23 protein-coding genes are annotated in these 26,328 nt (G+C 69.7%); 7 read left to right on the top strand and 16 right to left on the bottom strand.

Features of this window, described 5'->3' with window-relative positions:
* Nucleotides 1–60: 60 nt before the first annotated feature.
* Nucleotides 61–1,416, top strand: a complete 1,356-nt coding sequence (locus ACFWHU_RS23685) for a GH1 family beta-glucosidase (RefSeq protein WP_387226950.1) — start codon at nucleotides 61–63, stop codon at nucleotides 1,414–1,416.
* 92 nt (nucleotides 1,417–1,508) lie between these two features.
* On the opposite strand, the gene ACFWHU_RS23680 is transcribed toward ACFWHU_RS23685, so the two are convergent.
* The 8 genes from ACFWHU_RS23680 to ACFWHU_RS23645 all read right to left on the bottom strand — a co-directional run bounded on the left by ACFWHU_RS23680 (nucleotide 1,509) and on the right by ACFWHU_RS23645 (nucleotide 11,255).
* Nucleotides 1,509–2,468: a PfkB family carbohydrate kinase gene (locus ACFWHU_RS23680; protein WP_387226948.1), complete on the bottom strand. Its 960-nt coding sequence runs from the start codon at nucleotides 2,466–2,468 to the stop codon at nucleotides 1,509–1,511.
* Nucleotides 2,465–3,454, bottom strand: coding sequence for a zinc-dependent alcohol dehydrogenase family protein (locus ACFWHU_RS23675; RefSeq protein ID WP_385800050.1), 990 nt, complete (start codon nucleotides 3,452–3,454; stop codon nucleotides 2,465–2,467). The genes ACFWHU_RS23680 and ACFWHU_RS23675 overlap by 4 nt, the downstream gene beginning before the upstream one ends.
* Nucleotides 3,451–4,368: a carbohydrate ABC transporter permease gene (locus tag ACFWHU_RS23670; protein ID WP_385800048.1), complete on the bottom strand. Its 918-nt coding sequence runs from the start codon at nucleotides 4,366–4,368 to the stop codon at nucleotides 3,451–3,453. The genes ACFWHU_RS23675 and ACFWHU_RS23670 overlap by 4 nt, the downstream gene beginning before the upstream one ends.
* The gene (locus ACFWHU_RS23665; protein ID WP_385800046.1) at nucleotides 4,365–5,351 is read right to left on the bottom strand and encodes a carbohydrate ABC transporter permease; all 987 of its coding nucleotides are present in this window, start codon (nucleotides 5,349–5,351) and stop codon (nucleotides 4,365–4,367) included. Before ACFWHU_RS23665 ends, ACFWHU_RS23670 begins: the two co-directional genes overlap by 4 nt.
* On the bottom strand, nucleotides 5,348–6,706 hold the full coding sequence (locus ACFWHU_RS23660; protein ID WP_387226945.1) for an ABC transporter substrate-binding protein: 1,359 nt from the start codon (nucleotides 6,704–6,706) through the stop codon (nucleotides 5,348–5,350). Before ACFWHU_RS23660 ends, ACFWHU_RS23665 begins: the two co-directional genes overlap by 4 nt.
* A gap of 145 nt (nucleotides 6,707–6,851) precedes the next feature.
* A complete protein-coding gene (locus ACFWHU_RS23655; RefSeq protein ID WP_385800042.1) occupies nucleotides 6,852–7,613 on the bottom strand; it encodes a DeoR/GlpR family DNA-binding transcription regulator in 762 nt (253 codons plus the stop codon).
* Nucleotides 7,614–8,259: 646 nt separating this feature from the next.
* Nucleotides 8,260–10,029 (bottom strand): discoidin domain-containing protein, encoded by a 1,770-nt coding sequence (locus ACFWHU_RS23650; RefSeq protein ID WP_385804759.1) that lies wholly within the window; start codon nucleotides 10,027–10,029, stop codon nucleotides 8,260–8,262.
* Nucleotides 10,030–10,157: 128 nt separating this feature from the next.
* The gene (locus ACFWHU_RS23645) at nucleotides 10,158–11,255 is read right to left on the bottom strand and encodes a DUF1996 domain-containing protein (protein WP_387226943.1); all 1,098 of its coding nucleotides are present in this window, start codon (nucleotides 11,253–11,255) and stop codon (nucleotides 10,158–10,160) included.
* A 366-nt stretch (nucleotides 11,256–11,621) separates the two neighbouring features.
* On the opposite strand from ACFWHU_RS23645, the gene gndA reads away from it, so the two are divergent.
* Nucleotides 11,622–13,061 carry an NADP-dependent phosphogluconate dehydrogenase gene (gene gndA, locus ACFWHU_RS23640; RefSeq protein ID WP_385804755.1) on the top strand — a complete coding sequence of 480 codons (1,440 nt, stop codon included), beginning with the start codon at nucleotides 11,622–11,624 and terminating at the stop codon, nucleotides 13,059–13,061.
* Between the two features lie 410 nt (nucleotides 13,062–13,471).
* On the opposite strand, the gene ACFWHU_RS23635 is transcribed toward gndA, so the two are convergent.
* Entirely contained in the window at nucleotides 13,472–13,825 is a 354-nt protein-coding gene (locus ACFWHU_RS23635) for a GNAT family N-acetyltransferase (protein ID WP_387226940.1), read from the bottom strand.
* 185 nt (nucleotides 13,826–14,010) lie between these two features.
* A complete protein-coding gene (gene bglX, locus ACFWHU_RS23630; RefSeq protein WP_387227269.1) occupies nucleotides 14,011–16,137 on the bottom strand; it encodes a beta-glucosidase BglX in 2,127 nt (708 codons plus the stop codon).
* 428 nt (nucleotides 16,138–16,565) lie between these two features.
* On the opposite strand from bglX, the gene ACFWHU_RS23625 reads away from it, so the two are divergent.
* Nucleotides 16,566–16,988, top strand: a complete 423-nt coding sequence (locus ACFWHU_RS23625) for a DUF350 domain-containing protein (protein ID WP_385804669.1) — start codon at nucleotides 16,566–16,568, stop codon at nucleotides 16,986–16,988.
* A 72-nt stretch (nucleotides 16,989–17,060) separates the two neighbouring features.
* On the opposite strand, the gene ACFWHU_RS23620 is transcribed toward ACFWHU_RS23625, so the two are convergent.
* The gene (locus tag ACFWHU_RS23620) at nucleotides 17,061–17,717 is read right to left on the bottom strand and encodes a 4'-phosphopantetheinyl transferase (RefSeq protein ID WP_385804667.1); all 657 of its coding nucleotides are present in this window, start codon (nucleotides 17,715–17,717) and stop codon (nucleotides 17,061–17,063) included.
* Nucleotides 17,714–18,652, bottom strand: a complete 939-nt coding sequence (locus tag ACFWHU_RS23615) for a metallophosphoesterase family protein (RefSeq protein WP_385804664.1) — start codon at nucleotides 18,650–18,652, stop codon at nucleotides 17,714–17,716. Before ACFWHU_RS23615 ends, ACFWHU_RS23620 begins: the two co-directional genes overlap by 4 nt.
* Before the next feature lie 168 nt (nucleotides 18,653–18,820).
* On the opposite strand from ACFWHU_RS23615, the gene ACFWHU_RS23610 reads away from it, so the two are divergent.
* From ACFWHU_RS23610 to ACFWHU_RS23600, 3 genes are all read left to right on the top strand, one after another.
* Complete coding sequence (locus ACFWHU_RS23610; RefSeq protein WP_387227267.1) at nucleotides 18,821–19,258, top strand: VOC family protein; 438 nt, start codon at nucleotides 18,821–18,823, stop codon at nucleotides 19,256–19,258.
* Between the two features lie 90 nt (nucleotides 19,259–19,348).
* A complete protein-coding gene (locus tag ACFWHU_RS23605) occupies nucleotides 19,349–19,504 on the top strand; it encodes a hypothetical protein (protein WP_385804662.1) in 156 nt (51 codons plus the stop codon).
* Nucleotides 19,501–20,319, top strand: a complete 819-nt coding sequence (locus ACFWHU_RS23600; protein ID WP_385804660.1) for a 2-oxo acid dehydrogenase subunit E2 — start codon at nucleotides 19,501–19,503, stop codon at nucleotides 20,317–20,319. The genes ACFWHU_RS23605 and ACFWHU_RS23600 overlap by 4 nt, the downstream gene beginning before the upstream one ends.
* 37 nt (nucleotides 20,320–20,356) lie before the next feature.
* On the opposite strand, the gene ACFWHU_RS23595 is transcribed toward ACFWHU_RS23600, so the two are convergent.
* Genes ACFWHU_RS23595 through ACFWHU_RS23580 form a run of 4 tightly spaced genes read right to left on the bottom strand, consistent with a single transcriptional unit; the run spans nucleotide 20,357 to nucleotide 23,892 of the window.
* A complete protein-coding gene (locus ACFWHU_RS23595) occupies nucleotides 20,357–21,589 on the bottom strand; it encodes a 2-oxo acid dehydrogenase subunit E2 (RefSeq protein WP_387226937.1) in 1,233 nt (410 codons plus the stop codon).
* Nucleotides 21,582–22,586, bottom strand: a complete 1,005-nt coding sequence (locus ACFWHU_RS23590; RefSeq protein ID WP_385804656.1) for an alpha-ketoacid dehydrogenase subunit beta — start codon at nucleotides 22,584–22,586, stop codon at nucleotides 21,582–21,584. Before ACFWHU_RS23590 ends, ACFWHU_RS23595 begins: the two co-directional genes overlap by 8 nt.
* Nucleotides 22,577–23,620, bottom strand: a complete 1,044-nt coding sequence (locus ACFWHU_RS23585) for a thiamine pyrophosphate-dependent dehydrogenase E1 component subunit alpha (protein WP_387226935.1) — start codon at nucleotides 23,618–23,620, stop codon at nucleotides 22,577–22,579. Before ACFWHU_RS23585 ends, ACFWHU_RS23590 begins: the two co-directional genes overlap by 10 nt.
* The gene (locus ACFWHU_RS23580) at nucleotides 23,617–23,892 is read right to left on the bottom strand and encodes an acyl carrier protein (protein WP_385804652.1); all 276 of its coding nucleotides are present in this window, start codon (nucleotides 23,890–23,892) and stop codon (nucleotides 23,617–23,619) included. Before ACFWHU_RS23580 ends, ACFWHU_RS23585 begins: the two co-directional genes overlap by 4 nt.
* Nucleotides 23,893–24,241: 349 nt before the next feature.
* Between ACFWHU_RS23580 and ACFWHU_RS23575 the strand changes: the two genes are divergently transcribed.
* Nucleotides 24,242–26,328, top strand: a 2,087-nt coding sequence (locus ACFWHU_RS23575; protein ID WP_387226933.1) for a type I polyketide synthase, incomplete at its 3' end; no start/stop codon positions are given.

The raw sequence follows: 26,328 nt of genomic DNA, 5'->3' as shown, positions 1-26,328 counted from the left end.
TCGCGTCAGGTGATTCATCGTCAACCGATCCCTCAAGTGACCTCTGCGGAAAGGCAGTCAGTGAACGACCTCAACGCCCTCCCCCACGATTTCCTCTGGGGCGTCGCCACCGCCGCGTACCAGATCGAGGGCGCCGTCGCCGAGGACGGCCGCTCGCCCTCGATCTGGGACACCTTCTCCCACACCCCCGGCAAGGTCGACAACGGCGACACCGGGGACATCGCCTGCGACCACTACCACCGGGTGCCCGAGGACATCGGCCTGATGAAGCGGCTCGGGGTCGGCTCGTACCGCTTCTCGCTCGCCTGGCCGCGCGTCGTACCCGGCGGCGACGGGCCGGTGAACGAGGCCGGGATCGACTTCTACGACCGGCTGGTGGACAGCCTGCTGGAGGCGGGCATCACCCCCTTCACCACGCTCTACCACTGGGACCTCCCGCAGACGCTCCAGGACCGCGGCGGCTGGCCGGTCCGCGAGACGGCCGAGCACTTCGCGGCCTACGCCTCCGTCGTCGCCGAGCGCCTGGGCGACCGGGTCAAGGACTGGGCGACCCTCAACGAGCCGCTGTGCTCCGCGTGGATCGGCCATCTGGAGGGCAAGATGGCGCCGGGGCTCACCGACATCAAGGCCGCGGTGCACGCCTCGTACCATCTGCACCTCGGTCACGGTCTCGCCGTCCAGGCCATCCGCGCGGCGTCCTCCGACGCGCGTGTCGGCATCGTCAACAACCTCAGTCCGATCGAGGCGGCCACCGACCGCGAGGCGGACCGGGCGGCGGCCGTACGGGCCGACGGGCACATCAACCGCTGGTGGCTGGACCCGGTCCACGGGCGCGGCTACCCGCAGGACATGCTCGATCTGTACGGGGTGGAACTGCCCGAGCGCTCCGGCGATCTGGAGACCATCGCCGCGCCGCTGGACTGGCTGGGGCTGAACTACTACTTCCGCCAGGTCGTCACCGACGACCCGGCCGGGCCCGCGCCGTACGCCAAGCAGGTCTATCTGCCGGGCGTGCGCCACACGGCCATGGACTGGGAGGTGCACGCGGACGGCCTGGAGGAGCTGCTGGTGCGGCTGACCGAGGAGTACGGCGCACAGCGCATCCACGTCACCGAGAACGGCTCGGCCTACCCGGACGTCCTGCGGGACGACGGCACGGTCGACGACCCGGAGCGCACCCGCTATCTGGAGGAGCATCTGGCGGCCTGCGCGCGTGCCGTACGCAAGGGGGTACCGCTCGCCGGGTACTTCGCGTGGTCACTGCTGGACAACTTCGAGTGGGCGTACGGCTACGACAAGCGGTTCGGTCTCGTCCACGTCGACTACGCGTCGCAGCGCCGGACGATCAAGTCCAGCGGACACCGGTACGCCGAGATCATCCGCGAGTCGGCGGCCCGGAACCACAAGGCGGCCTGAGCCGCAGGGCACCGGGCCCCGTACGCGCCCGTCCCCGGCAGCGGTCGATGCCGTTGCCGGGGACGGGAGTTGAGCATGCATCTGATGACGCGTCAGACGCGGGCCTCCAGGAGTGAGGGCTCCGTGCCCGTCTGGGCGACGACGGAGGCCGCCACCCGCGAGGCGAAGCCCAGCATGTCCAGGGCCTGCGTACGGGTGAACTCCCGTGCGCCCGCGGCCGGGTGGACACCGCCGGAGACCATCCAGGTGATCATCGCCGCCATGAAGGCGTCACCCGCGCCGATGGTGTTGACCACCTCGACCGGCACGGCGGGCACGGACACCGGTTCGGCGGAGCCGGTGTAGGCGGTGCTGCCCCGCGAGCCCCTCGTCAGGACGACCAGCCGGCCGCCGGCGGCGAGCCTGCGGCACGTCTCGTCGGGCGTCGAGTCCGGCCACAGGCGCGCCAGGTCCTCGTCGCTCGCCTTGACGACCTGGCCCAGCTCGCACAGTTCGCGCAGCTTCGCCGCCCCGCTCTCCGCGTCGAGCGTGCGGTCCTCGCGCACGTTCGGGTCCACCACCAGCAGCGGGCCGCCGGCCGCCGCGGCGCGCGCCGTCGTCACCACGGCCGAGGCCGCGGGTTCGACGACCGCCGCGAGGCCGCCCACGTACACGGCGGCGAAGCGCTCCACGTCCGTACGGTCGGGCAGCTGGAAGGTCGCCGTGTACTGGAGGTGGAAGTGGTAGCCGGTGCCCTCGGGGCCGGGGTCCGCGACGGCGAGCGCCGTGGGGAGGTCCGGTCGGGCGCAGAGGCCGAGCTCGACTCCCGCCGAGACCAGCCGCCGCTCGATCGACCGGGCGAACCCGTCGTTTCCGAGGGCGCCGGCGAACCAGCTCGGCGTGGAGAGCCGGGCCAGTCCGGTGGCCACGTTCGCCGGCGCGCCGCCGGGCTGGGCCCGGTGCGCCTCCGCGTCGTCGGCCGTCGGCACCAGGTCGATCAGCGCCTCGCCCATCACCAGGACGGCGCCGGAACCCGGTTCGGGGCCCGGTGCCGCGCCGGGCGCCTCGGTCACGGCTCCACCACGATCTTGCGGCCCTGACCCGCCTTGAACCGCTCGATGGCCTGCGGGTACTGCTCCAGCGGCAGCCGGTCGCTGATGAACACCGCGGGGTCGAGGACCCCGGTGGCGAACAGCGCGGCGGCCCGCTCGTAGCTGTGCAGCACCGCCATCGAGCCGGTGATGGTGATCTCCTGGTTGTAGATCTTGTACGGCTCGATGACCGCCGTCGTCGCGTAGTCCGAGACACCGAACTGAAGGAACGTTCCGCCCTTGGCGACCCGGCCGAGGCCGTCCTGGATGGCGCCCGCGTTGCCGGTCGCGTCTATGACGACGTCCCAGCCGCGCGGCCGCTCGAACTCGTCCGCCGACGCGCCCGCCCTCGAACAGCCGAGCTTGGACGCGGTGGCCAGCCGCTCGGGGTTGATGTCCAGCATGTCGACGCCCGCGGCGCCGGTGCGCTTGGCCAGCTCCAGCATCATCAGGCCCATCGTGCCCGAGCCGTAGATCAGCACGTCGGCACCGAGCGTGCTGCTCAGCACGTCGTAGCCGCGTACGGCGCAGGACAGCGGCTCGATGAGCGCCGCGTCCCGCACGTCCACGTGGTCGGGGAGTTTGACGCAGTTGGCCACGGGGGCGACGGCGAACTCGGCGGCGCCGCCGGGCACGGAGACCCCGATCGCGTTCCACCGGTCGCAGAGGTTGCCGCGGCCGGCCCGGCAGTAGCGGCACTCGTGGCAGTACAGGGACGGGTCGACGGCGACCTTGTCGCCCACCACCAGCTCCGTGACCTCGCCGCCGACGCCCACGACCTCGCCGGCGAACTCGTGGCCCGGCAGGATCGGCAGGGTCGGCGCGAACTCGCCCTGGAGGATGTGCAGATCGGTGCCACAGATGCCGCACGAGGCGACGGACACGACGACGTCGCGCGGGCCCGGGGTCGGATCGGGGACCGTGGTGACGGACACCTTGCCGACACCTTCGACGATCGCTGCCCTCATTTGACGGCTCCAAGAGAAAGGCCCTGGACAAGCTTGTCCTGGGCGGCGAAGCCGGCGGCGAGCACCGGCAGGGACACGACGACGGAAGCGGCGCACAGCTGGGCGAGGAAGAGGCCCTGGCTGGTGACGAATCCGGTCAGGAAGACGGGCGCTGTCTGAGCTGTGACGCCGGTCAGGACCCGGGCGAAGAGCAGTTCGTTCCAGCTGAAGATGAAGCAGATCAGCGCGGTCGCCGCGATACCGGGGGCGGCGACGGGCGCCACGACCCGCATCAGGACGGTGGGCAGCCGGGCGCCGTCCACCTGCGCGGCCTCGATGATGGAGACCGGCACGTCCGCGAGGAAGGACTGCATCATCCAGACCGCGATCGGCAGATTCATCGAGGTGTAGAGGATGACGAGCAGCCAGATGTTGTCCAGCATCCCCACGTTCTTGGCGAAGAGATAGACCGGCAGCAGTCCGGCGACCACCGGCAGCATCTTCGTGGAGAGGAAGAAGAACATCACGTCCGTCCATTTGCGGACGGGCTTGATGGACAGCGCGTACGCCGCCGGCAGCGCCAGCACGAGGACGAACAGGGTGGAGAACACGGACGCCGTCACGGAGTTGATGAGCGGCGGCCAGGGGCTCGCCCCGCCCTCGGCGCCGAAGAACGCGCTGAAGTTGTCGAAGGTCAGCGGCGCGGTGAGGGACGGCGGGTTGGTCGCCGCGTCCGACTCCGAGTGCAGGGAGGTCAGAAGCATCCACAGCGCGGGGAAGCAGAAGACGATGCCGATCACCCAGGCCAGCAGACCCAGCGCGGTGGAGCGCCGCTTGGCGCGCCGGGCCTCGGGGCCGTACTTGTCCTGCCGCTGGGCGGGGGTGGACGACTTGCCGGGGGCGCCGGCGGTCTTCGGTGCGGAGAGTGTGCTCATGCGCGCCTCGCCTCCTCACTGAAGAGGGACGAGACGACGCGCAGGGCGAAGGTCGCGATCACGATGGTGCCGATCACGACGACCACGCCTGCCGCGGAGGCAAGTCCGTACTCGTGAGCCTGGTAGAAGGTCTGGTAGATGGTGTAGGGGAGGTTGGCGGTGCCGAGTCCGCCCGCGGTGATGGTGAACACGGCGTCGAAGTTCTGCACGATGTAGATCGAGCCGAGCAGGACACCGAGTTCGAGGTAGCGGCGCAGATGCGGCAGGGTCAGGAAGGCGAACATCTGCCAGGCGTTCGCGCCGTCCAGGCGCGCTGCCTCCATCATGTCGATGGGCCTGCTCTGGAGCCCGGCCAGCAGGATGAGCATCATGAACGGTGTCCACTGCCAGACGAGGGACGCCTCGACGGCGAGCAGCGGCATGTCCGAGATCCAGTCGGGCTGCGACGGGTCCTCGACGCCGAACAGTCCGGTGAACCAGGCCCAACCGCCGTTCAGCAGGCCGTACTCGGGGTTGTAGAGCACGTGCTTCCACAGCAGCGCCGCCGAGACGGGCACCAGCAGGAACGGCGTGATGAGCAGCGTACGGACGAAGCCGCGGCCCATGAACTTGCGGTCGAGCAGCAGGGCGAGCAGCAGTCCGAGCACCACGCTGGCGATCACGACGGTCGCGGTGAGCAGCATCGTCGTGAACACCGAGTCACGCAGGTCCGCGTCGGTGAACACGGAGCCGTAGTTGGACAGTCCGGAGAAGCTCCGGGCGTCCGGGTTGAGCGAGTTCCAGTCGAACAGCGAGATGAACAGCGTTGCCACGAAGGGCAGTTGGGTGACGGCGATGAGGAAGATCAGGGCCGGCAGGAGGGGGGCGCGGGTGGCCCAGGCGCGGGCCCGTCCGGTCCGGGGCCCCGCCGGGCGGCGGGACTTGGCCGGTGGGGACGGGTCCGTCGGGGCCGGCGGCGGCGCTGCGCTGACGGAAGTGCTCACCGGTACTCCTCGGCTACCTTCTCGGCCAGCTTCTGGGAAGCCTCCAGGGCCTCGTCGACGGACTGGCGGCCGGCGATGGCCTCGCTGATCTCCTGGGAGACCTTCGTACCGAGGTCGGTGAACTCGGGGATGCCGACGAACTGGATACCGACGGTCGGGCGGGGCTGGGTGCCCGGGTCACGCGGGTTGGCGCTGGAGATCGCCTCCGACGTCACATCGGCGAACGCGGCGGCCTCCTTGCGGTAGTCCGGGTTGATGTAGGTCGAGGCGCGCTTGCCGGCGGGGACGTTGGACCAGCCGATCTTCTCGCCGACGAGCTTCTCGTACTCCTTGCCGGACGCCCAGGAGATGAACTTCCAGGCGTTGTCGGTGTTGTTGGACGCCTTCTGCATGCCCCAGGCCCAGGTGTAGAGCCAGCCGGAGCTGTCCGTCTTGTCGACGGGCGCCGGCACGTAGCCGATCTTGCCCTTGACCGGGGAGTCCTTGGCCTCCAGCGAGCCCGCGCCCGCCGTGGCGTCGTACCACATGGACGTCTTGCCCTGCGTCATGTTGTTGAGGCACTCGGCGTAACCGGCCTGCGGGGCGCCCGCCTCGCCGTGCTCGCGTACGAGGTCGACGTAGAACTTGGTGGCCTTCTTGAACTCGGGCGAGGTCAGCTGCGGCTCCCAGTCCTCGGTGAACCAGGTGCCGCCCATCGTGTTGACGACGGTCGTCAGCGGGGCGATGACCTCGCCCCAGCCCGGCAGACCGCGCAGACAGATGCCCTTCATGCCCTTCTCGGCACCGTCGGTCTTGGCCGCGAGGTCGGCGACCTCCTGCCAGGTCGGGTTGGCCGGCATCTTCAGGTTCTTCTCGGCGAACACGTCCTTGCGGTACATGAGGAAGGACGACTCGCCGTAGAACGGCTGGCCGTAGAGCTTGCCGTCCTCGGCCGTCAGCGACTCCTGGAGCGGCTTGAGGATGTCGCCCTGGTCGAACTCCTTGTCCTTCTGCGCGTACTCGTCGAGCGTGTGCAGCCAGCCGTTCTTCGCGAAGAAGGGCACCTCGAAGTTGCTGATGGTCGCGACGTCGTACTGGCCGGCCTGGTTGGAGAAGTCCTGGCTGATCTTGTCGCGTACGTCGTTCTCCGGCAGCACCGTGAAGTTGACCTTGATGCCGGTGTCCTTGGTGAAGTTGGCGGCGGTCAGCTTCTGGAGCTCGACCATCTGCGGGTTGTTCACCATCAGCACGTTGAGCGTGTCACCGCCGTCCGAGCCGGTGCCGCCGGCGCCGCTGCACCCGGCGAGGAGTGCCGTCAAGGCCGCTCCCGCGCCCACACGTACGCCTATTCCACGTCGCCGCTGCTGGAGGGACATGAGTTTCTCCTGATCATTCGGTTGCGAAACTGCTGTTGGCTGAGGGGTTGAAAGGGTGGGGGGTGAAAATCCGGGGGCGTCGTCGGGCCGTACCGATCCCGCCCCCTGGCCGGTACGGCGGGGGTCCGGGAGCAGGTGCGGCAGGTCAGACGCGGATGACCTGTGGGCCTAGCAGCGAGTAGCGCTGCGCCTCCGCCGAGGGGAGTCCGACGTCGGTGACGATCGTCTCGAAGTCGCCGACATCGGCGAACCGGCAGAAGCTGACGGCGCCGAACTTGGTGTGGATCCCGGCGAACACCTTGCGGCGCGCGCTGCGCATGGCCTGGGCCTTCACCTCGCTGACGGCCGGGTCGGGGGTGGTCAGCCCGTACTCGCGGGAGATGCCGTTCGCGCCGACGAACGCCAGGTCGATGACGAAGTCGGCTAGCATCCGCGTCGCCCAGTGGTCGACGGTCGCGAAGGTGCCGCCGCGCACCCGGCCGCCGAGCAGCAGGACGGCGATCTTGTCCGCGTCGGCCAGTCCGTTGGCGACCGCCAGGGACGCGGTGACGACGGTCAGCGGACGGTCCCTTGGCAGTGCCTCGGCGACGAGCTGGGGGGTGAAGCCCTCGTCGATGAAGACCGTCTCGGCGTCGCCGATGAGATCGGCTGCGGCTGCCGCGATCCGTGACTTCTGCGGTACGAGGCGGGTGGTCCGCACCGCGAGAGTCGTCTCGTAGCCGGCGCTCTCGACGGGGTAGGCGCCGCCGTGGGTGCGCCGTACCAGGCCGTGCTCCTCCAGGGCGTGCAGGTCACGCCGGACGGTCTCCTTGGCCACGCTCAACTTCGTGGCAAGCGTGGTGACTTCCACCGACCCGTCACGTCGGGCGATCTCAAGAATTTCTCGTCGGCGTTCGTCCGTGTCCACGACACACACTTCCCTGCTCCGCTGTGGCTCAGCACCCGTTCGGGCTCATGGGTCGTTTGTACAAGCAAGGGACCCGGCTCGACCAGGCTCTTCGCAGCTTTGAGTGTGACCGTTCATGCCCGTTTCCCCATCAGCGTATGTGCAGGTGGTACGGGGGGTAACCCCCTCCCGCGCCCGGTTCGGTGCCCGATTGGCGCTGATCACTGCCCGAACGGCGCCCGAAGCGGTGGGCGGACTTCCGCGCACCGGCCGTCTAAACGTGAGCTGCGTCCCGTCCGACCCCCCAAAACGGTCAGCGAAACGGGCACGGAAACGTGTACGGCCCACGTACGAATCGCGATGGACACGCACCCGAAATACGGGCCGGGGAAGCGCGGAAACGGGCGGGCTCGGGCAGGGGGAACAGGAGGGCTCGGGCAGGGGGAACAGGAGGGCTCGGGCAGGGCGGCGTGGGCGGACTCGGGCCGGCTCGGGCACGGGAAACGGCCGGTGCGGCGGGCACGCGAAATGCCCGCGGCGGGCCACGGATCCTCCGTGACCCGCCGCGGGACCACCGCGCCGCCGGCGGGGAGAGCGCGGCGCGGCAGGAGTGGTCGGCCGTGGGTGCCCGGCCGGAGACGGCCGGTCGGGCACCCACGGCCGGCGGTCAGCTGTAGACGCCGAACTCGTAGAGCGAGTAGCCCCACGGCGTGCCGCGCTCGGTCGCGTTCACCCGTACGTAGCGGCCCTCGCCGTTGACCGCGATGTCGTCGATCCCTCCGTCGCCGCCGGTGACGGTCCTCACCGTGTTCCAGTCCTGCCCGTTGTCGGACGTCTGGACGGTGTAGCTCTTGCCGTACGCGGCCTCCCAGGCGAGCTGTACGTGCTTGAACGCGGTCCGCGTGCCCAGGTCCACCTGGATCCACTGCGGGTCGGCCCAGTCGCTGGCCCACCGGCTGCCGAAGTCGCCGTCGACGGCGTTGGCCGCCGGGCAGGGGCAGCCGACGCTGTCGGGCTGGAAGGACGAGGCGGTGGCCGGCTTGCCCTTGGCCACGTTGGTGCCGTCGACGGGCGGCGGCACGACCTTGAAGGACTTGGTCTCGATCCCCACGTTGCCCTTGCCGTCGGACGCCTTGATGTACACCTTCCACACGCCGAGTTTGTCGGGCGCGGTCACGGTGAAGTCCCCGTTGCCCTCGGCGGTGAACGGAGCGGGCGTCAGCTGCCCGCTGTTGTCTATGTACTTGCTGTTGACGAGGACTTCGTAGCTCAGCGCGTCACCGTTCGGGTCGGTCACGTCCGAGGTGACCTTGAACGGGCGTCCGGCGGGGACGGACGTGGCGCCGTCGACGGCCATGTTCGAGATCACCGGCGGCTTGTTGTCGCCGGCGGTGCTCCTGCCGTACGCCTCCTTCACCGCGTAGTACGAGAGGCGCTTCTGGCCCGCGGGGAGCAGGTTGAACCAGACGCCGCCGAAGTCGTACTCGGTGCCGTAGTGGAAGAGCGTCGCTCCGAGCGCGACACCCTCGTGGCCGGCCACGCAGTTCCAGGCGTCCTTGTAGCCCTGGGCCTTGGCGACGTCGGCGGGCTCGGACGCGACGCCGTTGACGTCGTCGTCCACCTCCCACTCACCGGCGGGGCCGCCCTCGGTGACGATGTAGGGCTTCGTGTAGCCGCCGGCGTTCCAGGTCTCCTCGATGTTGCACACGTCGGCGTAGGAGTTGACCGCGTACAGGTCGAGGTCGGGCGAGTTGCGCTGGTAGTAGGGCCACGCGCCGGTCCAGGCGTCGGTCGAGGTCACCGGGTGGTTGGGGTCGACGGAGTGGATCTTCTTGGCGATGTCGTTGACGAAGGTGGTGTACGCGTTGCGCTGCTGCTCCAGAGCGTCGCCGCTGTAGCAGTTCTGGAGACCGAGTACGGACTCGTTCCCGACGTTCCACATCAGCACACCCGCGTGGTCCTTGTAGGTCTCCACCCACTTCGGGAACTCGGCGAGCATGTCGTTCTTGTACTGCGTGTCGGTGAGGTAGTTGACGCAGCCACCGCTGCCGGGGCCACCGCCGGGCTGGAGCCAGAAACCGGCGATGACCTTGACGCCGTTGGCGGCGGCCGAGTCGAGGAGGGGCTTGGTGGTGCCGTCGGTGCCCCAGGTCCGGATGGTGTTGACGCCCATGGACGCCACGTCGGGCATGTACTTGCCGGCGTCGGCGACGGACGGGCCCCAGGTCAGACCCTTGACCTGGTACGGCGCCCCGTCGACGGTCAACTGCCAGGCGCCTTGTGATCCGGTGACCTTGACGACGCTGCCCGCGGCGTGCGCGGGCTGGGCGGCCGGGAGGGTCACGGCGAAGGCGGCGAGAAGTGTGGTGGCGGCGACCGATGCCATGGTGCGCAGCCGGCCGGGCGCGGATCTCGGGAAGAGTCGTGAATCGCTCATGAGTCACCTGTGGGGAGAGTGCGGGCGGGGGATATGGGAAGCGGGCGGCGGCGGTACGGGGCGGAAGATCAATGGGAGAGCGCTCTCCCGCCAGGGCGGAGTGCGCCCCGGCGGGAGAGCGGTCCCGGTCACGGCAGTTCGTAGTCCTCGTTCAGGGCCGCACCGGCCTGTGGATTGTTCTGGTCGTAGCCGCGCGCGTCGCACTGGAGGCCGCCGACGACGCAGTGGTTGACCATGGCGGCCAGCGTGGCGTTGTCCCAGGCGTTGAAGAAGTCGTAGTGGAACGAGTGCCCTGTCCCACTGGCGAGTCTCACCTTGGACATGTCGCCGTTCACCGGCCAGGCCATCTTGAACTCGACCATCGGGAGCGCCACCGGGTGCGACGTCGGGCAGACGTCCTGGTTGGCGCCCTGGACGAGCGGATAGGCCATGTGACTCTTGTGGTCCGGGGTGTCCAGATACTTTCCGTCCCAGCAACTGGGGGCCTGGAAACGGAGGTTGAGCTGGACATCACGGGTGGCCGGGCAACTGGCCGGGATCTCGGTGTTGTTGAACGAATTACCGCACTCCCAGCCCTCCACCCAGCCCGGGTGGTCGCGGAACTGCTCGGCGGTCTGGGTCGGGCTGCCGACGACGAACCGCAGGCCCTTCGGGAACGGCCTGACGGTCCGGTAGTCGGTGACTCCCGCCTTGTAGTAGATGACCTGCGGGCCGATGGGCCGTACCGGCTGGTTGTCGTTGAGCAGGGTCGGCATCCAGTACGCGGACCGGTCGCCCTGCGCCTTGCACGCGGTGGTGCCGGCGTCCAGCGAGGCCGTGGTGCTGGCGGCGTCGGTGGTCCGGTTGCCCATGAAGGTGTGGTCGTGCGACGCGCCCGGCTGACCCGGGTAGACGATCGGGTCGTCCGGCCTGGTGTGGGTGACGTCGCAGTTCGCCTGGAACTCGTGGAAGTAGCGGTGGGGCGGGATCTCGTCCGACGGTTCGACCCCGGTGACCGGCGGGTTCGCCGGTATGTAGCCGTCGCCGTCCGGGTCGTCGCCCGAGGGGACGGGGACGACCGGTGGCATCTTGTGTCCCGCGTGGGACGCGGCCGTGGTGCCGCGGTCGTTCTTGGGCTCGGCGGTCGCGGTGTCCGTGATCGCGGTCAGCCCCATGGCCACCAGGGCCAGGGCGGTGAACACGAGCAACGCGGACACCAGGGTGGTTCTGCGAAGTCTTTCGGCCATGCGGACCTCCATGCCGCTCTTCGTCCGCATACGCGCCGTATGCGGTGGGGGGAGAGAGTGGTACTGGACGGTGCACCGCGGACAGCGGCTCTCCGGTCCGGGAACGTCAGGAACACTGGAATCACTGCGGGAGAGCGCTCTCCAAAGCCAGGCCAGTGTTACGCCGCCGCTGAGAGAGTGTCAAGAGTTGGTGAACGATGGACCGCATCGACGCCCCTTCCGCCCAAGAGGTGAACGGTCACGACGCGTCCGACCCGGAATGCGACAGAATGCGGGCGGCTTGAAGATCGATGAACAGCCTCGTCCGGCGGTACGTACCCCTACCGCCGGACGAGGTACATCCGACGGAGACCCAGGAGCACACGCATGAGTGGTACTGCCCAGATCGGCGTCACCGGGCTCGCGGTGATGGGCCGCAATCTCGCCCGGAACTTCGCCCGCAACGGTTTCACCGTCGCCCTGCACAACCGCACGGCGTCGAAGACCCACGCCCTGGTCGACGAGTTCGGCGAGGAGGGCGTCTTCGTGCCCGCGGACTCCGCGGAGGAGTTCGTCGCCGCGCTGGAGCGCCCGCGCCGTCTCGTCATCATGGTCAAGGCCGGCGACGCGACCGACGCCGTGATCCAGGAGTTCGCCCCGCTGCTCGAAGAGGGCGACGTCATCATCGACGGCGGAAACGCGCACTTCGCAGACACCCGCCGCCGTGAGAAGGAGCTGCGCGAGCGCGGCATCCACTTCGTCGGCGTCGGTATCTCGGGCGGCGAGGAGGGCGCGCTGCACGGTCCGAGCATCATGCCCGGCGGCTCCAAGGAGAGTTACGAGTCGCTCGGCCCGCTCCTGGAGCGCATCGCGGCGAAGGCGCCGGACGACACCCCGACGGTGGCCCACATCGGCCCCGACGGCGCCGGACACTTCGTCAAGATGGTGCACAACGGCATCGAGTACGCCGACATGCAGCTGATCGCCGAGGCGTACCACCTGCTGCGCGCGGTCGCCGGCTACTCCCCCGAGAAGATCGCCGAGACGTTCCGGACCTGGAACACCGGGCGGCTCGACTCGTATCTGATCGAGATCACGGCCGAGGTGCTGGCCCATCAGGACGCCGCGACCGGGAAGCCGTTCGTCGACGTCGTCGTCGACCAGGCCGAGCAGAAGGGCACCGGGCGCTGGACGGTGCAGATCGCCCTCGACCTCGGTGTGCCGGTCTCCGGCATCGCCGAGGCGGTCTTCGCGCGCTCGCTCTCCGGGCACGCCGCGCTGCGGGACGTCTCGCAGACGCTGCCGGGCCCGAAGGCGACCGCGCTGAGCGAGGACGAGGCGGCGCGCTTCGCGGACCGGGTGGAGCAGGCGCTGTACGCGTCGAAGATCGTGTCGTACACCCAGGGCTTCCACCAGATCCAGGCGGGCAGCGAGGAGTACGGCTGGAACATCGACCTCGGGTCCGTCGCCGCGATCTGGCGTGCGGGCTGCATCATCCGGGCGGCGTTCCTGGACCGGATCCGGGGCGCCTACGACGCGCAGCGCGATCTGCCGAGCCTGCTGGCCGACAAGCAGTTCGCCGAGGAGATCGGCGCGGCGCAGGACGACTGGCGCGAGGTGATCGCGACGGCGGTACGGCAGGGTGTGCCGACACCGGGCTTCGCGGCGGCGCTCTCGTACTACGACGCGCTGCGCGCGGAGCGGCTGCCCGCGGCGCTCACGCAGGGGCAGCGCGACTTCTTCGGTGCGCACACCTACCGGCGTACGGACCGCGAGGGCTCGTTCCACACGCTGTGGGGCGGGGACCGCTCCGAGGTCTCGGGCTGACCTGCCCGCGCTTGTCCTCAATCGCCGGACGGGCTCTGTATGGAGCCCGTCCGGCGATTGAGGACACCCACTAGCCGAGCGGTCCCGGTGCCGGTTCCGGGTCAGGGACCGGGTCGGGGCCCGGCGGGCTGGGGATCGGGTCCGGTGACGGGCCCGGAGGCGGCCCGGGGACGGGCGCCGGTCCCGGCACCGGTCCGGGCGCCGGACCCGGTTCGGGTCCGGGCGGCCCCGGCGGCGGGGTGGGCGAGGGCGGTACGGGGTCGGGATACGGATGGGTCATGCCAGTCCTCCAAAAGTACGGACTCGTGCTTTCCCAATGTCTCCCGATGCGCGTGCCCACGCGCGCCGGGTCCACTCATGATCGACCCGGCGTACCGGCATCCGGGCGAGCCGTCGATGCCCCGCCGGCCTCACCAGCGCCCGGAGTCCGCCTTGAGCTGGGCCTCCGCCGCGCGCACCGTCTCCTCGGACGCGGCGGGAGCCACCGCCGCCTCGTCCGGGTGCCGCTGCGTCCACCTGGCCGCGTACGGGCACAGCGGTACGACGGGCACGCCCTCGCGGGCCGCCGTCGCGTAGAACTCCTTCACCAGCGCGCCCGCGATGCCCTTGCCCTCGTGGCCCTGCTCCACGACGGTGTGCACGGCCACGAGCGCGGCGGGGGCACCGGCCATCACGAAGTAGCCGATGACGCCGACGAGCTCGTCGCCCTCGTACGCCTCGAACCTGCCCCGCGCCCGGTCGTCGCGGATGTCGGTCTCTGTCATGGCGGATGTCTCCCTGGTCGTGGTCGTCGGGCGAGCGCTCCCCAGGGGCTCCCCGGGGCGCTCTCCGCACGGGAGAGGGGCCCGCCGAAATCATCCGGCGGGTCCCTCCGTGAGGCAAGCTCACGCTGTGGGAGTGTGCCCGCGGCCTCCGGGCAGCACTCCTTACCACCTGGGGCGACGTGCCCTCAGACGATCTTCAGCGTGTCCTTGGCGGTGGCCGTCGAGTCGGCGCCGACGATGATGTCGACCGTGCCCTCCTCCACCACGAACCGGCCGTCCGGGTCATTCGTCCAGAAGCCGAAGTCCGCCGCGCCGAGACTGAAGCGCACGGTGGTGGACTTCCCGGCCCCGACGCTCACCCGGCTGAATCCGCGCAGCCGCCGGACCGGCTGGACGATGCTCGCGACGGGATCGCGCAGATAGAGCTGGACGACTTCGTCCCCGTCGCGCTCGCCCGTGTTGCTTACGGTGACGGTGACCTCCACCGTGTCGCCCTCGCGCAGGTCCTGCGCACCGACGGAACCGCGGCTGAGCGAGGGCTCGGAGATGGTGAAGGTCGTATAGCTCAGACCGTGGCCGAACGGGTAGCGCGGGCCGTCCGGCACATCCAGGTACCGGGAGACGTAGCGCTGGTCCGGATCGGCCGGGTCGTAGGGGCGGCCGGTCCGCTCGTGGTTGTAGTTGACCGGGATCTGGCCGACCGTACGGGGGAAGGACGACGGGAGCCGGCCACCGGGGTCGACGTCCCCGAACAGCACGTCGGCGATCGCGTTCCCGGCCTCCATGCCGGGGTGCCACGCCTCCAGCACGGCCGGGGCGGCGTCGGCCCAGTCGCCGAGGGCGAGCGGACGGCCGTTGACGAGGACGACCACGTACGGCTTGCCCGTGGCCGCGACCGCCGCGATCAACTCCTCCTGCCTGCCCGGCAGTCCGATGTCGCTGCGCGAGTTCGCCTCGCCGCTGATGTCCGGGCTCTCCCCCACGACGACGACGGTGACGTCGGCGGCCCGCGCCGCGGCGACGGCGTCCTGGAGCGTGCCGGTGTCCTGGCCGGTGGCGTCGATGCCGAGGGCGTGGGTGACGGTGGCGTCCGGGAGGGCGGTCCGTACGGCGTCGAGCACGGTGACCGACCGGAACTTCTCCGCGCCGGGCCCCGCCCAGGTGCCCTGGAGATCGTCGGAGTCGGCGAACGGCCCGACGACGGCGAGGGAGCGGACCGTCTTCGCGAGCGGCAGCGCGCCGCCCTCGTTCCTGAGCAGCACCATGGAGCGCGCGGCGGCCGTACGGGCCGCGGACCGGGCCTCGACCGTCGGCCCGGCGATCTCGGCCTGCTCGGGGACGTACGGATCGTCGAAGAGTCCGAGCCGGAACTTGACGCGCAGGACACGGGTGACGGCGTCGTCGAGTCGACCGGCGTCGATCCGCCCCTCGCTCAGCAACTTCCCTCCGTGGTCCGCGACATGGGTGCTGACCATCTCCATGTCGACACCGGCGCCCAGCGCGAGCCGGGCCGCGTCCTCGCCGTCGGCGGCGAATCCGTGCGGGATCAGCTCCTGGACTCCGGACCAGTCGCTGACGACGAAGCCGTCGAATCCCCAGTCCTCTTTGAGGATCCGGGTGAGCGTGTGCGCGTTGCCGTGTGCGGGGACGCCGCTGATGGTGTTGAACGCGGCCATGACCGTGGCCACTTGGGCGTCCACGGCCGCCTTGAACGGCGGCAGGTAGTGGTTGCGCAGGCGCGCCTCGGACACGTCGACCGTGTTGTAGTCCCGGCCGCCCTCGGCGCCGCCGTACGCGACGTAGTGCTTGGCGCAGGCGGCGATCCGGTCCTTCGCCTTCAGGTCGTCGCCCTGGTAGCCGCGTACCTTGGCAGCCGCCAGCACGCCGTTCAGATAGGGGTCTTCACCGCCGGATTCGGCGATACGGCCCCAGCGGGGCTCGCTGGTGACGTCCATCATCGGCGCGAACGTCCAGTGCACGCCGTTGGACCGCGCCTCGGCCGCCGAGACCGAGGCGTCCAGCTCGGACACGGCGGGATCGAAGCTCGCCGCCTGCGCGAGAGGGATCGGGAAGGTGGTCCAGAAGCCGTGGATGATGTCGAGACCGAAGATCAGCGGGATGCCGAGCCGGGACTCCTCGACGGCGATCCGCTGGAGGGCGTTGCTCTCCTTGGCTCCGTGGATGTTCAGCACGGAGCCCAACAGGCCCGCGCGGGCCGCCTCTTCGGCCTCCCGGGTCTGGGTGCCGCCGGGGCCGGTGGCACCCGCCCAGGCGAGCTGCTGGAGCTGGCCGAGCTTCTCCTCGTCGGTCATCCGGGCGAGCAGTTCGGCGACGGGACGGTCGTACGGATCGTTCCTGGCCGGCGGGGTGTCCGGGGAGCTGACCGGGGTGGCGGCTTGCACGACTGGGGTCCTTTCGGTGGCGGGCGCGGAGCCGCCGTTGGCGGCGGACGCGCGTGCCGGCGCGGCTGCCGCGACGGCGGTCGCACCGATCGTAGTAACAGCGTGCGCCGCCTCGTGTGGTGCGTGTCCGTGCCTGTTCTGTGTGCGCCGCACGGATGGACAAAGCGGGAGCATGGGCATGTTGATCGATAATTCGGACGAGGAACGCGAGCTTCCGGCCACGGTCCGGACGCGGTTCGGCTGCGGTTCCCGGCTCCCCCTCGCAGCTCGCGCACCGTGCGATACATTTTGCGACGCCTTTGCCACGATCATCTTCAGCAGCGGAGACGGGCTTCTCAATGAACGACATAGTCAACGGACTTGGCCGGGCCGGCGCCTACGGCGCGCTCGGTGTGGTCCTTCTGATCCTCGGTATCGTCCTCATCGACGTGCTGACGCCGGGGAAGCTCGGGAAGCAGATCTGGGAGGACCGGAACCGCAACGCCGCACTCCTGCTCAGCTCGGCGCTCCTGGGTATCGGCGGCATCGTCTTCACGTCCATCTGGACGACGTACGACGACTTCGGCAAGGGCCTTGCGTCCACAGCCGCGTTCGGGATGCTCGGCCTCGTGATGATGGCGGTGGCGTTCCTGGTCGTGGACCTGGTGACCCCGGGCAAGCTGGGCGCGACGCTGGTCGAGGCCGAGCCGCATCCCGCGGTGTGGGTGACGGCGTCGTGCAACATCGCGGTGTCGGCGATCGTGTCGGCGTCGATCGCCTGAGTGCGCCAAGTCTGAGTGTCCGGAGCGCCGGACGGGCCGCCTGTGCGGACCGTCCGGCGCTCCGGTCGTTGCCTACGCCGGGACCGTGACGGACGTGAGCACGATGCCTTCGTCCGACAGCCAGCGTCCGTCGAACGTGTGCAACGTACGGCCCCCCGCCCGCGCCGGCCCGGCGAGGAGGTGCGCCGTGAACGTCCCTCCCGCCGGGTCGAAGACGAGCCTGGCCTCCTCGAACTCCAGGAAGCGCCTCGTCAGCGGGTACCACGCCTTGTAGACCGACTCCTTGGCACTGAACAGCAGCCGGTCCCAGGCGACGCCCGGCGCGGACGCCAGGAGTTCCTTCACCGCGATCTGCTCGTCGGGCAGGGCCACCGCCTCCAGGACGCCTTCGGGCAACGGCAGCGCGGGCTCCGCGTCGACACCGATCGCGGCGGCGTGCGCGGGGCGGGCCACCACGGCCGCGCGGTAGCCCGCGCAGTGCGTGATGCTGCCGACCACGTCCTCCGGCCACAGCGGCGCGCCGCGCTCGCCGGTGAGGATCGCCCCCGCCGGGGCGCCCAGCCGCGTCAGGGCCTGGCGCGCGCAGTGCCGGGCGGTGGTGAACTCGTCGCGGCGCTGCGCCACCGCGGACTTCACCAGAAGCGCCTCCTCGGGGAAGAGCGTGGCCTCGGGGAGGTCTCCGTACGCCTCGGCCGTCTCCGCCTCGGCGGGCACGATGCGCTCGATCATCGCGGCACCCCCGCTTCGTCGCGGACCGGCAGCGGCAGTATCTGCACGGGCCGGCCGGCCTCCCGCGGGCGCCGTGCCCACTCCCTCGGGTAGCCGAGCGAGACCTCCTGATGAGGCACTCCGTCGCACCACATGAGCCGGGGTATGTGCAGATGCCCGTACACGACCGAGGCGGCCCGGAATCTCTGCGGCCAGTCCGCCGAGCCCTCCGTACCGCACCACAGGGCGAACTCCGGTCGCCACAGCACGTTCGTGGGTTCGCGCACGATCGGCCAGTGGTTGATCAGGACGGTGGGCAGCTCGGGCGGGATCTCCATGAGCCGGCGCTCGGTGGCCGCGAGCCGGGCGCGGCACCACGCCTCCCTGCTGGGATACGGGTCGGGGTGGAGGAGGAACTCGTCGGTGCAGACGACACCGGCGGCCTCGGCCACGGCGAGGGCCGCTTCCTTGGAGTACGTTCCGGCGGGCCGGAAGGAGTAGTCGTACAGCAGGAACAGCGGCGCGATCACGACGGGGCCGCCCTCGCCCTCCCAGACGGGGTAGGGATCCTCCGGCGTGACGACGCCCATCTCCCGGCAGAGCTCCACGAGATGACGGTATTTGGCGTCGCCCCTGAGCTTGACCGGATCGTCGGGGGCGGTCCACAGTTCGTGGTTGCCCGGCACCCAGATGACCTTCGCGAACCGCTCGCTCAGTGTGCGCAGGGTCCATTCGATGTCGGACACCAGCTCGCCGATGTCACCGGCCACCAGCAGCCAGTCGTGCTCCGACTCGGGCCACAGGGAGTCGGCGATCTTCCGGTTCTCGGGATACCGGATGTGCAGATCGCTCGTCGCGACGAGCCGTCCGGGCCTCGCCGGGGACGGACCGGGCTCCGCCGGCGAGGGAGAGACGACGGACGTGGCCGGGGACGCGCCACGTATCTCATAGGTCATCGGCAAGGCTCCGAACTCGACAGGCACGCAAGTAGCGCATTCGACAAGAATTGGGTATGCGCCCGCGCCGATCAACCCCTACTCTCCCCTGCCGCGCCGGCTCCGCGGCGTGCGGACGCACTGTCAGTGCCGCCCGATATGGTTCGCACACACGACCGAGGAGGCATGGTGGCCACTAAGTGGAGTATGACGATCGACTGCGCGCACCCCGCGAAGCTGGCGGAGTTCTGGGCACTCGCCCTGGGGTACGTCGAGAAGGCGCCACCCACCGGATTCGGCACCTGGGAGGCGTGGTTCGCCCACCACGGGGTTCCGGAGGAGGAGTGGGACGACGGCGCGTACCTCTCGGATCCGGACGGGGTGGGCCCGAGTCTCTCCTTCCTCAAGGTCCCTGAGTCGAAGGTCGTGAAGAACCGGCTGCATCTGGACATCCAGGTCGGTGGCGGCCGGGACACCCCTTGGGAGACACGGTGGCCGCGGGTCGTCGCGGCGGTCGAGCGGCTGACGGCGGCGGGGGCGACGGTGATCCGGGAGCACGAGTCGCAGGGCAGGCCGGATCATGTGGAGATGGCCGATCCGGAGGGGCACGAGTTCTGTCTCGTCTGATTCCGTACGGTCCAGCGCGACTCGTCCATGATTTAAGAGGCTTTTTAGCTTCGGGCGCGAGTATCCGATTCGACCATCGGAGGAAATTGCGTGAACGCCATCGACGACTTCACCGCCCTGACCCGCGACAAGCCCGGCCCGGCGGCGACCGCGCCCGAAAAACGTGCCGGGCGCAGCGTCCCTGGGCAGGATCGGCCGGAGACCGGCGCCCCGGCGGGCACGCACAGGGCAGTGGCGCGGCGATGAGCGCGACCGCGTTCCACCCCGAGCGCCGCCACACTCTCTACCTCTGCGAGGAGAACCGGGCCGCGGCGGCGGCCTTCCTCGACACCGAGGTCGACATGAGCAGGGTCCAGCAGCACCGCGTCAGCGCACGCGAGGCTCCGAAGGCCTACGCCGTGGTCGCCTACGTCATGCACGCCGTCGGCCGGGTCCTCAGCAACCATCCAGAGGTCAACGCCGCGATCCGCGGCCGGATGCGTCCCCGCGTCGCGCGGTACTCGATGGTCAGCGGGAAGCTCACCCTCGACGCCTCGCTGAACGGCAGGCGGGTCGTCCTGTCCACTGTCATACCGTCCCTGGACGACGCCTCGCTCGACACCATCCAGGAACAGGTGAACCACTTCCGGGGCGGCGATCCCGACACCATGCCGGAGTACGCGCGTATACGTGCCCTTCACCGGCTGCCGACCCCCCTCGGCCGGGCGCTGTTCAAGCTGACGACCCGGTCGCTGCGACACCGCCCGGAGCTGATCGGTACGGTCGCCATCACCTCTCTCGGTCACCGCGCCGTGGACAGCTTCCACTTCGTCGGAGGCACCGCCGTCACCGTCGGCGTGGGCCGGGTCGTGGACCGCGCGGTCGTCCGCGGAGGCGTGGTGACGGTGGCGCCCATGATGCGGCTGAGCCTGGCTGTCGACCACCGCATCGTCGACAGCGCCGAAGCGGCCGACGTACTCACCGAACTCAAGAGCAGGCTGGAAGCGTTCACACCGGACTACCAACCGCCCGGGTACGGTGCACTCGGCTACGGTCCGGACACGCGGCCGCGGTCCCCCTGACATCGGGGCGGACCGCAGCCGGTCGCTTCACATCGTGTCACGCCTCGCCGAGCAGCTTCTCCGGCGACTGCAGCAGCGCCTTGACGCGCTGGAGGAACAGCACGGCGTCCCGGCCGTTGAGAAGCCGGTGGTCGTAGGCGAGGCCCACGTTGACCACCGTCCGCGCCGTCACCGCTCCCTCGGAGTCCAGGAAAAGCTCCTGCTGGGGGCCCGCGAGGGCGAGCGCGCACGCCTGCCCGGGGAAGACGAACGGCACTGCCGCCACCACATCGAGGTCGTTGTGCAGGGTGACCGTGATGTTGCCGCCCGACAGCTCCGACTCCCGGAACGTGCCCGACATGACGGTGCGCCGGAAGCCCGACACCGCCTCAACGATCTCCTCGAACGTCAGGTCCGACGCACGCTCCACCACCGGCACGAACAGTCCCTGGCCGACGTCCATCGTGACACCCACATGGGCGGCGTCGGCGAGTTCGGCCGTGCGGGCGTCGGCCAGGCGGGCGAAGCACAGCGGGAAGGCTCGATACGAGCGGGCCACCGCCGACAGCAGCAGCTCCGGCAGACCCACCAGTCGCCGGAGCCGCTTGCCCTCCTGCGCCGCCAGGGTCTGGGCCCTTGTGACGTCCACCTTCACCACGGTGTACGCGGCGGGAATCGTCTGATGTGACGTCAGAACGCTGCGTCCGACCGCCTGTTGCACGGACGGCAGCGCCTGCGACAGCGTCGGAACGGTGCCCTTCGTGGAGTGCGTAGGCGCGGTGGGAGCAGTGGCAGTGGGAGCTGGGGAAGCGGGCATCGTCTCCGCCTCCCCCATCGTCTCCGTCTCCCCGGTCGGCGCCGGCCCGGCGAGGCGCTCGACGTCCGTCCGCCTGACGACCTTCAGCCCCCACCCCAGGACCCGCTCCTCGCCGATCCCCCACTCCGTCATCAGCACCCGTGCCGGCTTGGTGATCGTCACGCCGGCGGGAGACGACTCGGCCCCTGGAACGGGAGCGGCGGACGCGACAGGAGCGACGTGGGCCGCCTCCACCGTCTCGCCAGGGGCGAGTACATGCCCGATGACATCACCAGGAGCACAGACCGCCCCGGCCACCAGCGACTGACGCAGAACACCCTCGGCCGCGGACTCCAGCTCCTCCGCCGCCTTCGAGGTCTCCACCAAGGCCACCGGATCGCCCTCGGCGATCGGCTTGCCGTCATCGACCAACCACTCGACGAGTGTGTACTCGGTGTCGTTGTTATTGAGCTTGGGCACACGGATCTCAGTCACGCAGGGCCTCCACAACCGCTTGCCTAATCGTGTCTCCGCTCACCAGAACGCGCTCCTCCAGGTGGGCGGCGCTCGGAATCACGCTGTCCGCGGAGTGGACGAGCCGTACCGGACGGCGCAGCGTCCCCCACAGCCGTTGGTGCAACTGCTGCGCCACCTCCGCGCCCCAGGTGCCGCCGGCCGTGCCCTCCTCGGCCACACAGATCACATCGGCCGCGCCCAGCGTGGCGAGCAGCGGCTCCGCCGCGAAGGGGTAGAGGCGGGTGGGCACCAGCAGCAGCGCCGTGATCTCGTCCTCGACGAGCAGGTCGCGCACCGCCTCACAGGCCCGGTGCGCCATGCCGCCAGCCGCGATCAGCACGACGTCGTAACGGTCGGGATCATCGACGAACACCCGTGCTACGTCCGGCGCTTGAGGATGCCGGTCGAAGGAGAGCAGGTCGTCCACGACGCCGTCGGTGAACATCTGGCTCGTGTAGAGCACCTTGTCCTCGAAGAGCATCGCCGGCTCTTCCCGCTCCACGATCTCCGACAGCAGCTCGTAGGAATCGCGGAACGGAGACAGTTCGTAGAGCGAGAGACCGGGCGCGCCGATGAAGTGCTTCTGGAGGCTCTGGCTGTGGGTCGCCCCGTAGCCGCGCCTGCCGCCCATCGGGCAGCGTGCCACCAGCGGCATCGGCACCCGGCGGCCGTACATCGATACGGATTTGCTCGCGAAGTTGACGATCTGGTCGAAGGCGAGCGCGACGAAGTCACCGAACATGATCTCGACGATCGCCACGTCACCCGCGAGTGCCAGTCCCGCGCCCGCGCCGACGATCCCCGACTCGCTGATGGGCGTGGTGAGGACGCGGCCCGGGAAGCTGTCGCTCAGGCCCTTGGTGACCTTGAACGCTCCCCCGTACGGATCGGCGATGTCCTCCCCGAGGACGTACGCCCGGGGCTCCGCCTCCAGCAGTGTGCGGAGCGACTGATTGAGGTTCTCGGCTACGCGCATGAGCCACTCCACACCGCGGGCGACCGTCCGGCGACGTCCCGCGCGATCTCGTCCACCTCGGCCCTGACCTTGCTGTCCCAGCTCTCGAAGTGCTCCGGGAAGGCAGCGGCGTAGAGCCGGTACCAGTCGTGCTCCCGGGCATGCGCCAGTTGCTCGCGCGTCCGGGTGTCGTCCCCCTTGCTGTGCGGTCCGATCCGATGCGTGACGAACTCGACCACCAGCGGGCCGCGTTGCTCCCGCACCTCTCGCACCAGTGGCGCCAGGCCGGCACGGACGGCGTTCACGTCCAGCGAGGCGACCCGCTGGTACCGGATTCCGAAAGCGGCGGCCCGGCCCTCGATGGTGCCGGCCATGTTCGCCTCGGCCGGGGTCGACTGGGCGATGCCGTTGTGCTCCACTGCCACCAGCAGCGGAACCCGCCAGAGCTGGGCCATGTTCAGCGCCTCGTACACCGCGCCCTCGCCCCATGTGCCGTCACCGATGAACGCGCAGACGAGCGCGCCCGGGTCGGTCCGCAGCTGGTGCAGTCCCGCGCCGACGGCCACCGGGAGGCTCTGACCCTGTACGCCCGTGGAGAGATAGCGGTCACGCAGGATGTGCTGGCTGCCGCCGACACCGGAACACACGGCCCCCTCACGGCCCATGATCTCGGCCAGCAGACCGGCCGGGTCGCGGAATCGGGAGAGGTAATGGCCGTGGCCCCGGTGGTTGCTGAAGACGAAGTCGCGATCCTCCAGCAGGGGACGCAGCGAGACCGGCACGTACTCCTGTCCCAGACAGGTGTGGGTGGTGCCGTTCAGCTCGCCCTGCCCGAAGAGGTCGAGCAGTTTGCGCTCGAAGTGCCGGATGAGCAGGAGCAGTTCGAGATCGTCGTCCGCCAGCTCGGTGAGGGGGCCGACCGCCGTCACATCGGCGTTCGCGTCCGTGTTCGCGTTCCCGTCGGCGTTCGCGTCGCCGTTCGCATTCGCGCCGGTGTTCGTGTTCGCGCCGGTGTTCGTGTTCGTGTCAGGTGTCTCGCCGGAGACATCGGTCATCGGGAGCCCGCCTCCGGGTCCATCTCCACGATGGATTTGGCGAGTTGGTCAATCGTCCGCGTCTCGATGAACGTTTCCAGCGGTACGTCGACACCGATCTCACGCTGAATACGCATCGCGATCTCGATGATCAGGATCGAACGCGTCCCAAGGTCGGGCAGATCCGCGTCAATGGTGAGTCCGTCGCTATCCACCTGGTGTGTATCCAGGACGTCACGCCAGATGGCGAGCAATCGCTGAGGAAGGGGCACGGACGTGGAGGTGCTGGTCATGGTGGAGGACTTCCTGTGTGCGTCGGACGAATTCATTCGCATGCGTCGCACCTGCGGCGCGCACCCTACCCGGCCTCACCTTGTCCATGACCGCTAAAGCCCAGCTAAGAGCGGTGGAAGCCCGCCCGGAGCAGGGGCTCGGCGGACGGAACGGACTCTTAGGTCCGCTTTAGTCGGCGTGCTTAGCGTCAAGCCGCTTGTACGGATCAAGTAGCGCCCTCCTGCGTACCGGGACCCCGTTCACCGTCACATGCCGCTCCTCGCCCGAACTACGCAGGCGGCGCAGGCCGATTTCCTGTGCGGCTCGAAATCGGGCCCGCCAACGCTGTGAAAGGGCGGACGGTAGCGGATGAGTATCAGCACCGAGGACAAACTTCGCGACTACCTGAAGCGCGTCACAGCCGACCTCCGTCGCACACGGCAGCGACTCGACGCCGCCGTGTCGGGAGAGCAGGAACCCATCGCCATAGTCGGCGTGGCGTGCCGCTTCCCCGGCGGTGTCGCCTCCCCCGAGGACCTGTGGCGCGTCCTGGCCGACGGTGTCGACACCGTCTCCACGTTCCCCACCGATCGCGGCTGGGACCTGGAACGCGCCGTGGGCGAGTCCGAGACGCTGCGTCCCGAAGGCCGCGAACCGCAGGGGGCGTTCCTCGACGACATCGCGGGATTCGACGCCGAGTTCTTCAACATCTCGCCGCGCGAAGCGCTGGCCATGGACCCCCAGCAGCGGGTCATTCTGGAGATCGCCTGGGAAGCGGTGGAGCACGCCCGCATCGAACCGCGCTCACTGCGCGGCGGGCGTACGGGCGTGTTCATCGGTGCCACCCACCAGGACTACGGCCCCCGGCTCAGCGAGCCGACCGAGGGCGTCCAGGGCCATCTGATGACCGGCAGCCTGCCGAGCGTCATCTCGGGCCGTGTCGCCTTCGCCCTTGGCCTGGAGGGACCGGCGGTGACGGTGGACACGGCGTGCTCGTCGTCGCTGACGGCGCTGCATCTGGCGTGCCAGTCTCTGCGGCAGAGCGAGTGCGACCTCGCGCTGGCCGGCGGCGTCACCCTCATGGCCACGCCGGGCATGCTGGTCGATTTCGACTACCAGGGTGGTCTGGCGCCGGACGGCCGGTGCAAGGCGTTCTCCGACGAGGCGGACGGGACTGGGCTTGCGGAGGGCGCGGGAGTCGTGCTCGTGGAGCGTCTGTCGGACGCCGTACGCAACGGGCACGAGATCCTGGCGGTGGTGCGGGGTTCGGCGGTCAATCAGGACGGTGCGTCGAACGGGCTGTCGGCGCCGAACGGGCCTTCGCAGCAGCGGGTGATCCGTCAGGCACTCGCGAACGCGGGACTGTCGGCGGCGGATGTCCAGGCGGTGGAGGCGCACGGGACGGGTACGACGCTGGGTGACCCGATCGAGGCGCAGGCCATCCTCACTACTTATGGTCAGGACCGACCCGATGACGCTCCGTTGTGGCTCGGATCGCTGAAGTCGAACATCGGGCACACGCAGGCGGCTGCCGGTGTGGGCGGTGTGATCAAGATGGTCCTGGCAATGCGGGAGGGCGTGCTGCCGCGCACCCTGCATGCGGATGAGCCGTCGTCACACATCGACTGGTCGTCGGAGACCGTTCGCCTGCTGAGGGAGAACACTCCCTGGCCGGAGGGTGAGGGCAGGCCGAGGCGGGCGGGTGTCTCGGCATTCGGCATCAGCGGTACGAACGCGCACGTCATCCTGGAACAGGCCCCGGCAGCCGAGCCGGTCGAGACCACGGAGACGGATGACTCGTCCGGGTCTTCTTCGGGTGTGGTGGTGTGGCCGGTGTCCGGTCACACATCCGACGCGCTGCGTGCCCAGGCTTCCCGGCTGTACGCTCACCTTGCCGCGCATCCGGAGGTCACGGCCGGTCAGGTCGCGCATGCGCTGACCACCACGCGTACGGCTCTGTCTCACCGGGGTGCGGTTGTCGCGACGGACCGTGGCGAGCTGATGGACGGCCTGGCGGCTCTGGGCGAGGGTGCTCCGAGTGCGCATGTGGTGAGCGGTGTGACGCGTCCGCAGGGTAAGACGGTGTTCGTCTTCCCCGGCCAGGGCGCCCAATGGCCCCTGATGACCGCTGATCTCCTGACCACCGAGCCGGTTTACGCCCAGTCGATCGACGCATGCGCTGCGGCGCTGGCGCCGTATGTCGACTGGTCGCTGCGAGACGTCCTGATCGACCCGACCGGAGCGTTGCTGGAGCGCGTGGACGTCGTCCAGCCGGCGCTGTTCGCGGTCATGGTGTCCCTGGCCCGGTTGTGGGAGCACCACGGCACGCGTCCGGATGCCGTCATCGGTCACTCGCAGGGCGAGATCGCCGCAGCACACATCGCCGGGGCGCTGAGCCTGGAGGACGCGGCGAAGATCGTCGCGCTGCGGAGCAAAGCCCTGACCTCGCTGACCGG

This window comes from Streptomyces sp. NPDC060366, from assembly GCF_042725135.1.
Lineage (GTDB): Bacteria > Actinomycetota > Actinomycetes > Streptomycetales > Streptomycetaceae > Streptomyces.
This window is presented reverse-complemented; position numbering and strand designations above follow the sequence as displayed.

Bases quoted from the DNA above. Each gene is read 5' to 3' on its own strand.
- bglX (WP_387227269.1), bottom strand. From the start codon at position 16,137: ATGACCGACGAGGAGAAGCTCGGCCAGCTCCAGCAGCTCGCCTGGGCG.
- ACFWHU_RS23590 (WP_385804656.1), bottom strand. From the start codon at position 22,586: ATGCGCGTAGCCGAGAACCTCAATCAGTCGCTCCGCACACTGCTGGAG.
- ACFWHU_RS23600 (WP_385804660.1), top strand. From the start codon at position 19,501: ATGAGCGCGACCGCGTTCCACCCCGAGCGCCGCCACACTCTCTACCTC.
- ACFWHU_RS23675 (WP_385800050.1), bottom strand. From the start codon at position 3,454: ATGAGGGCAGCGATCGTCGAAGGTGTCGGCAAGGTGTCCGTCACCACG.
- ACFWHU_RS23650 (WP_385804759.1), bottom strand. From the start codon at position 10,029: ATGAGCGATTCACGACTCTTCCCGAGATCCGCGCCCGGCCGGCTGCGC.
- ACFWHU_RS23660 (WP_387226945.1), bottom strand. From the start codon at position 6,706: ATGTCCCTCCAGCAGCGGCGACGTGGAATAGGCGTACGTGTGGGCGCG.
- ACFWHU_RS23645 (WP_387226943.1), bottom strand. From the start codon at position 11,255: ATGGCCGAAAGACTTCGCAGAACCACCCTGGTGTCCGCGTTGCTCGTG.
- gndA (WP_385804755.1), top strand. From the start codon at position 11,622: ATGAGTGGTACTGCCCAGATCGGCGTCACCGGGCTCGCGGTGATGGGC.
- ACFWHU_RS23625 (WP_385804669.1), top strand. From the start codon at position 16,566: ATGAACGACATAGTCAACGGACTTGGCCGGGCCGGCGCCTACGGCGCG.
- ACFWHU_RS23620 (WP_385804667.1), bottom strand. From the start codon at position 17,717: ATGATCGAGCGCATCGTGCCCGCCGAGGCGGAGACGGCCGAGGCGTAC.
- ACFWHU_RS23670 (WP_385800048.1), bottom strand. From the start codon at position 4,368: ATGAGCACACTCTCCGCACCGAAGACCGCCGGCGCCCCCGGCAAGTCG.
- ACFWHU_RS23635 (WP_387226940.1), bottom strand. From the start codon at position 13,825: ATGACAGAGACCGACATCCGCGACGACCGGGCGCGGGGCAGGTTCGAG.
- ACFWHU_RS23580 (WP_385804652.1), bottom strand. From the start codon at position 23,892: ATGACCAGCACCTCCACGTCCGTGCCCCTTCCTCAGCGATTGCTCGCC.
- ACFWHU_RS23615 (WP_385804664.1), bottom strand. From the start codon at position 18,652: ATGACCTATGAGATACGTGGCGCGTCCCCGGCCACGTCCGTCGTCTCT.
- ACFWHU_RS23585 (WP_387226935.1), bottom strand. From the start codon at position 23,620: ATGACCGATGTCTCCGGCGAGACACCTGACACGAACACGAACACCGGC.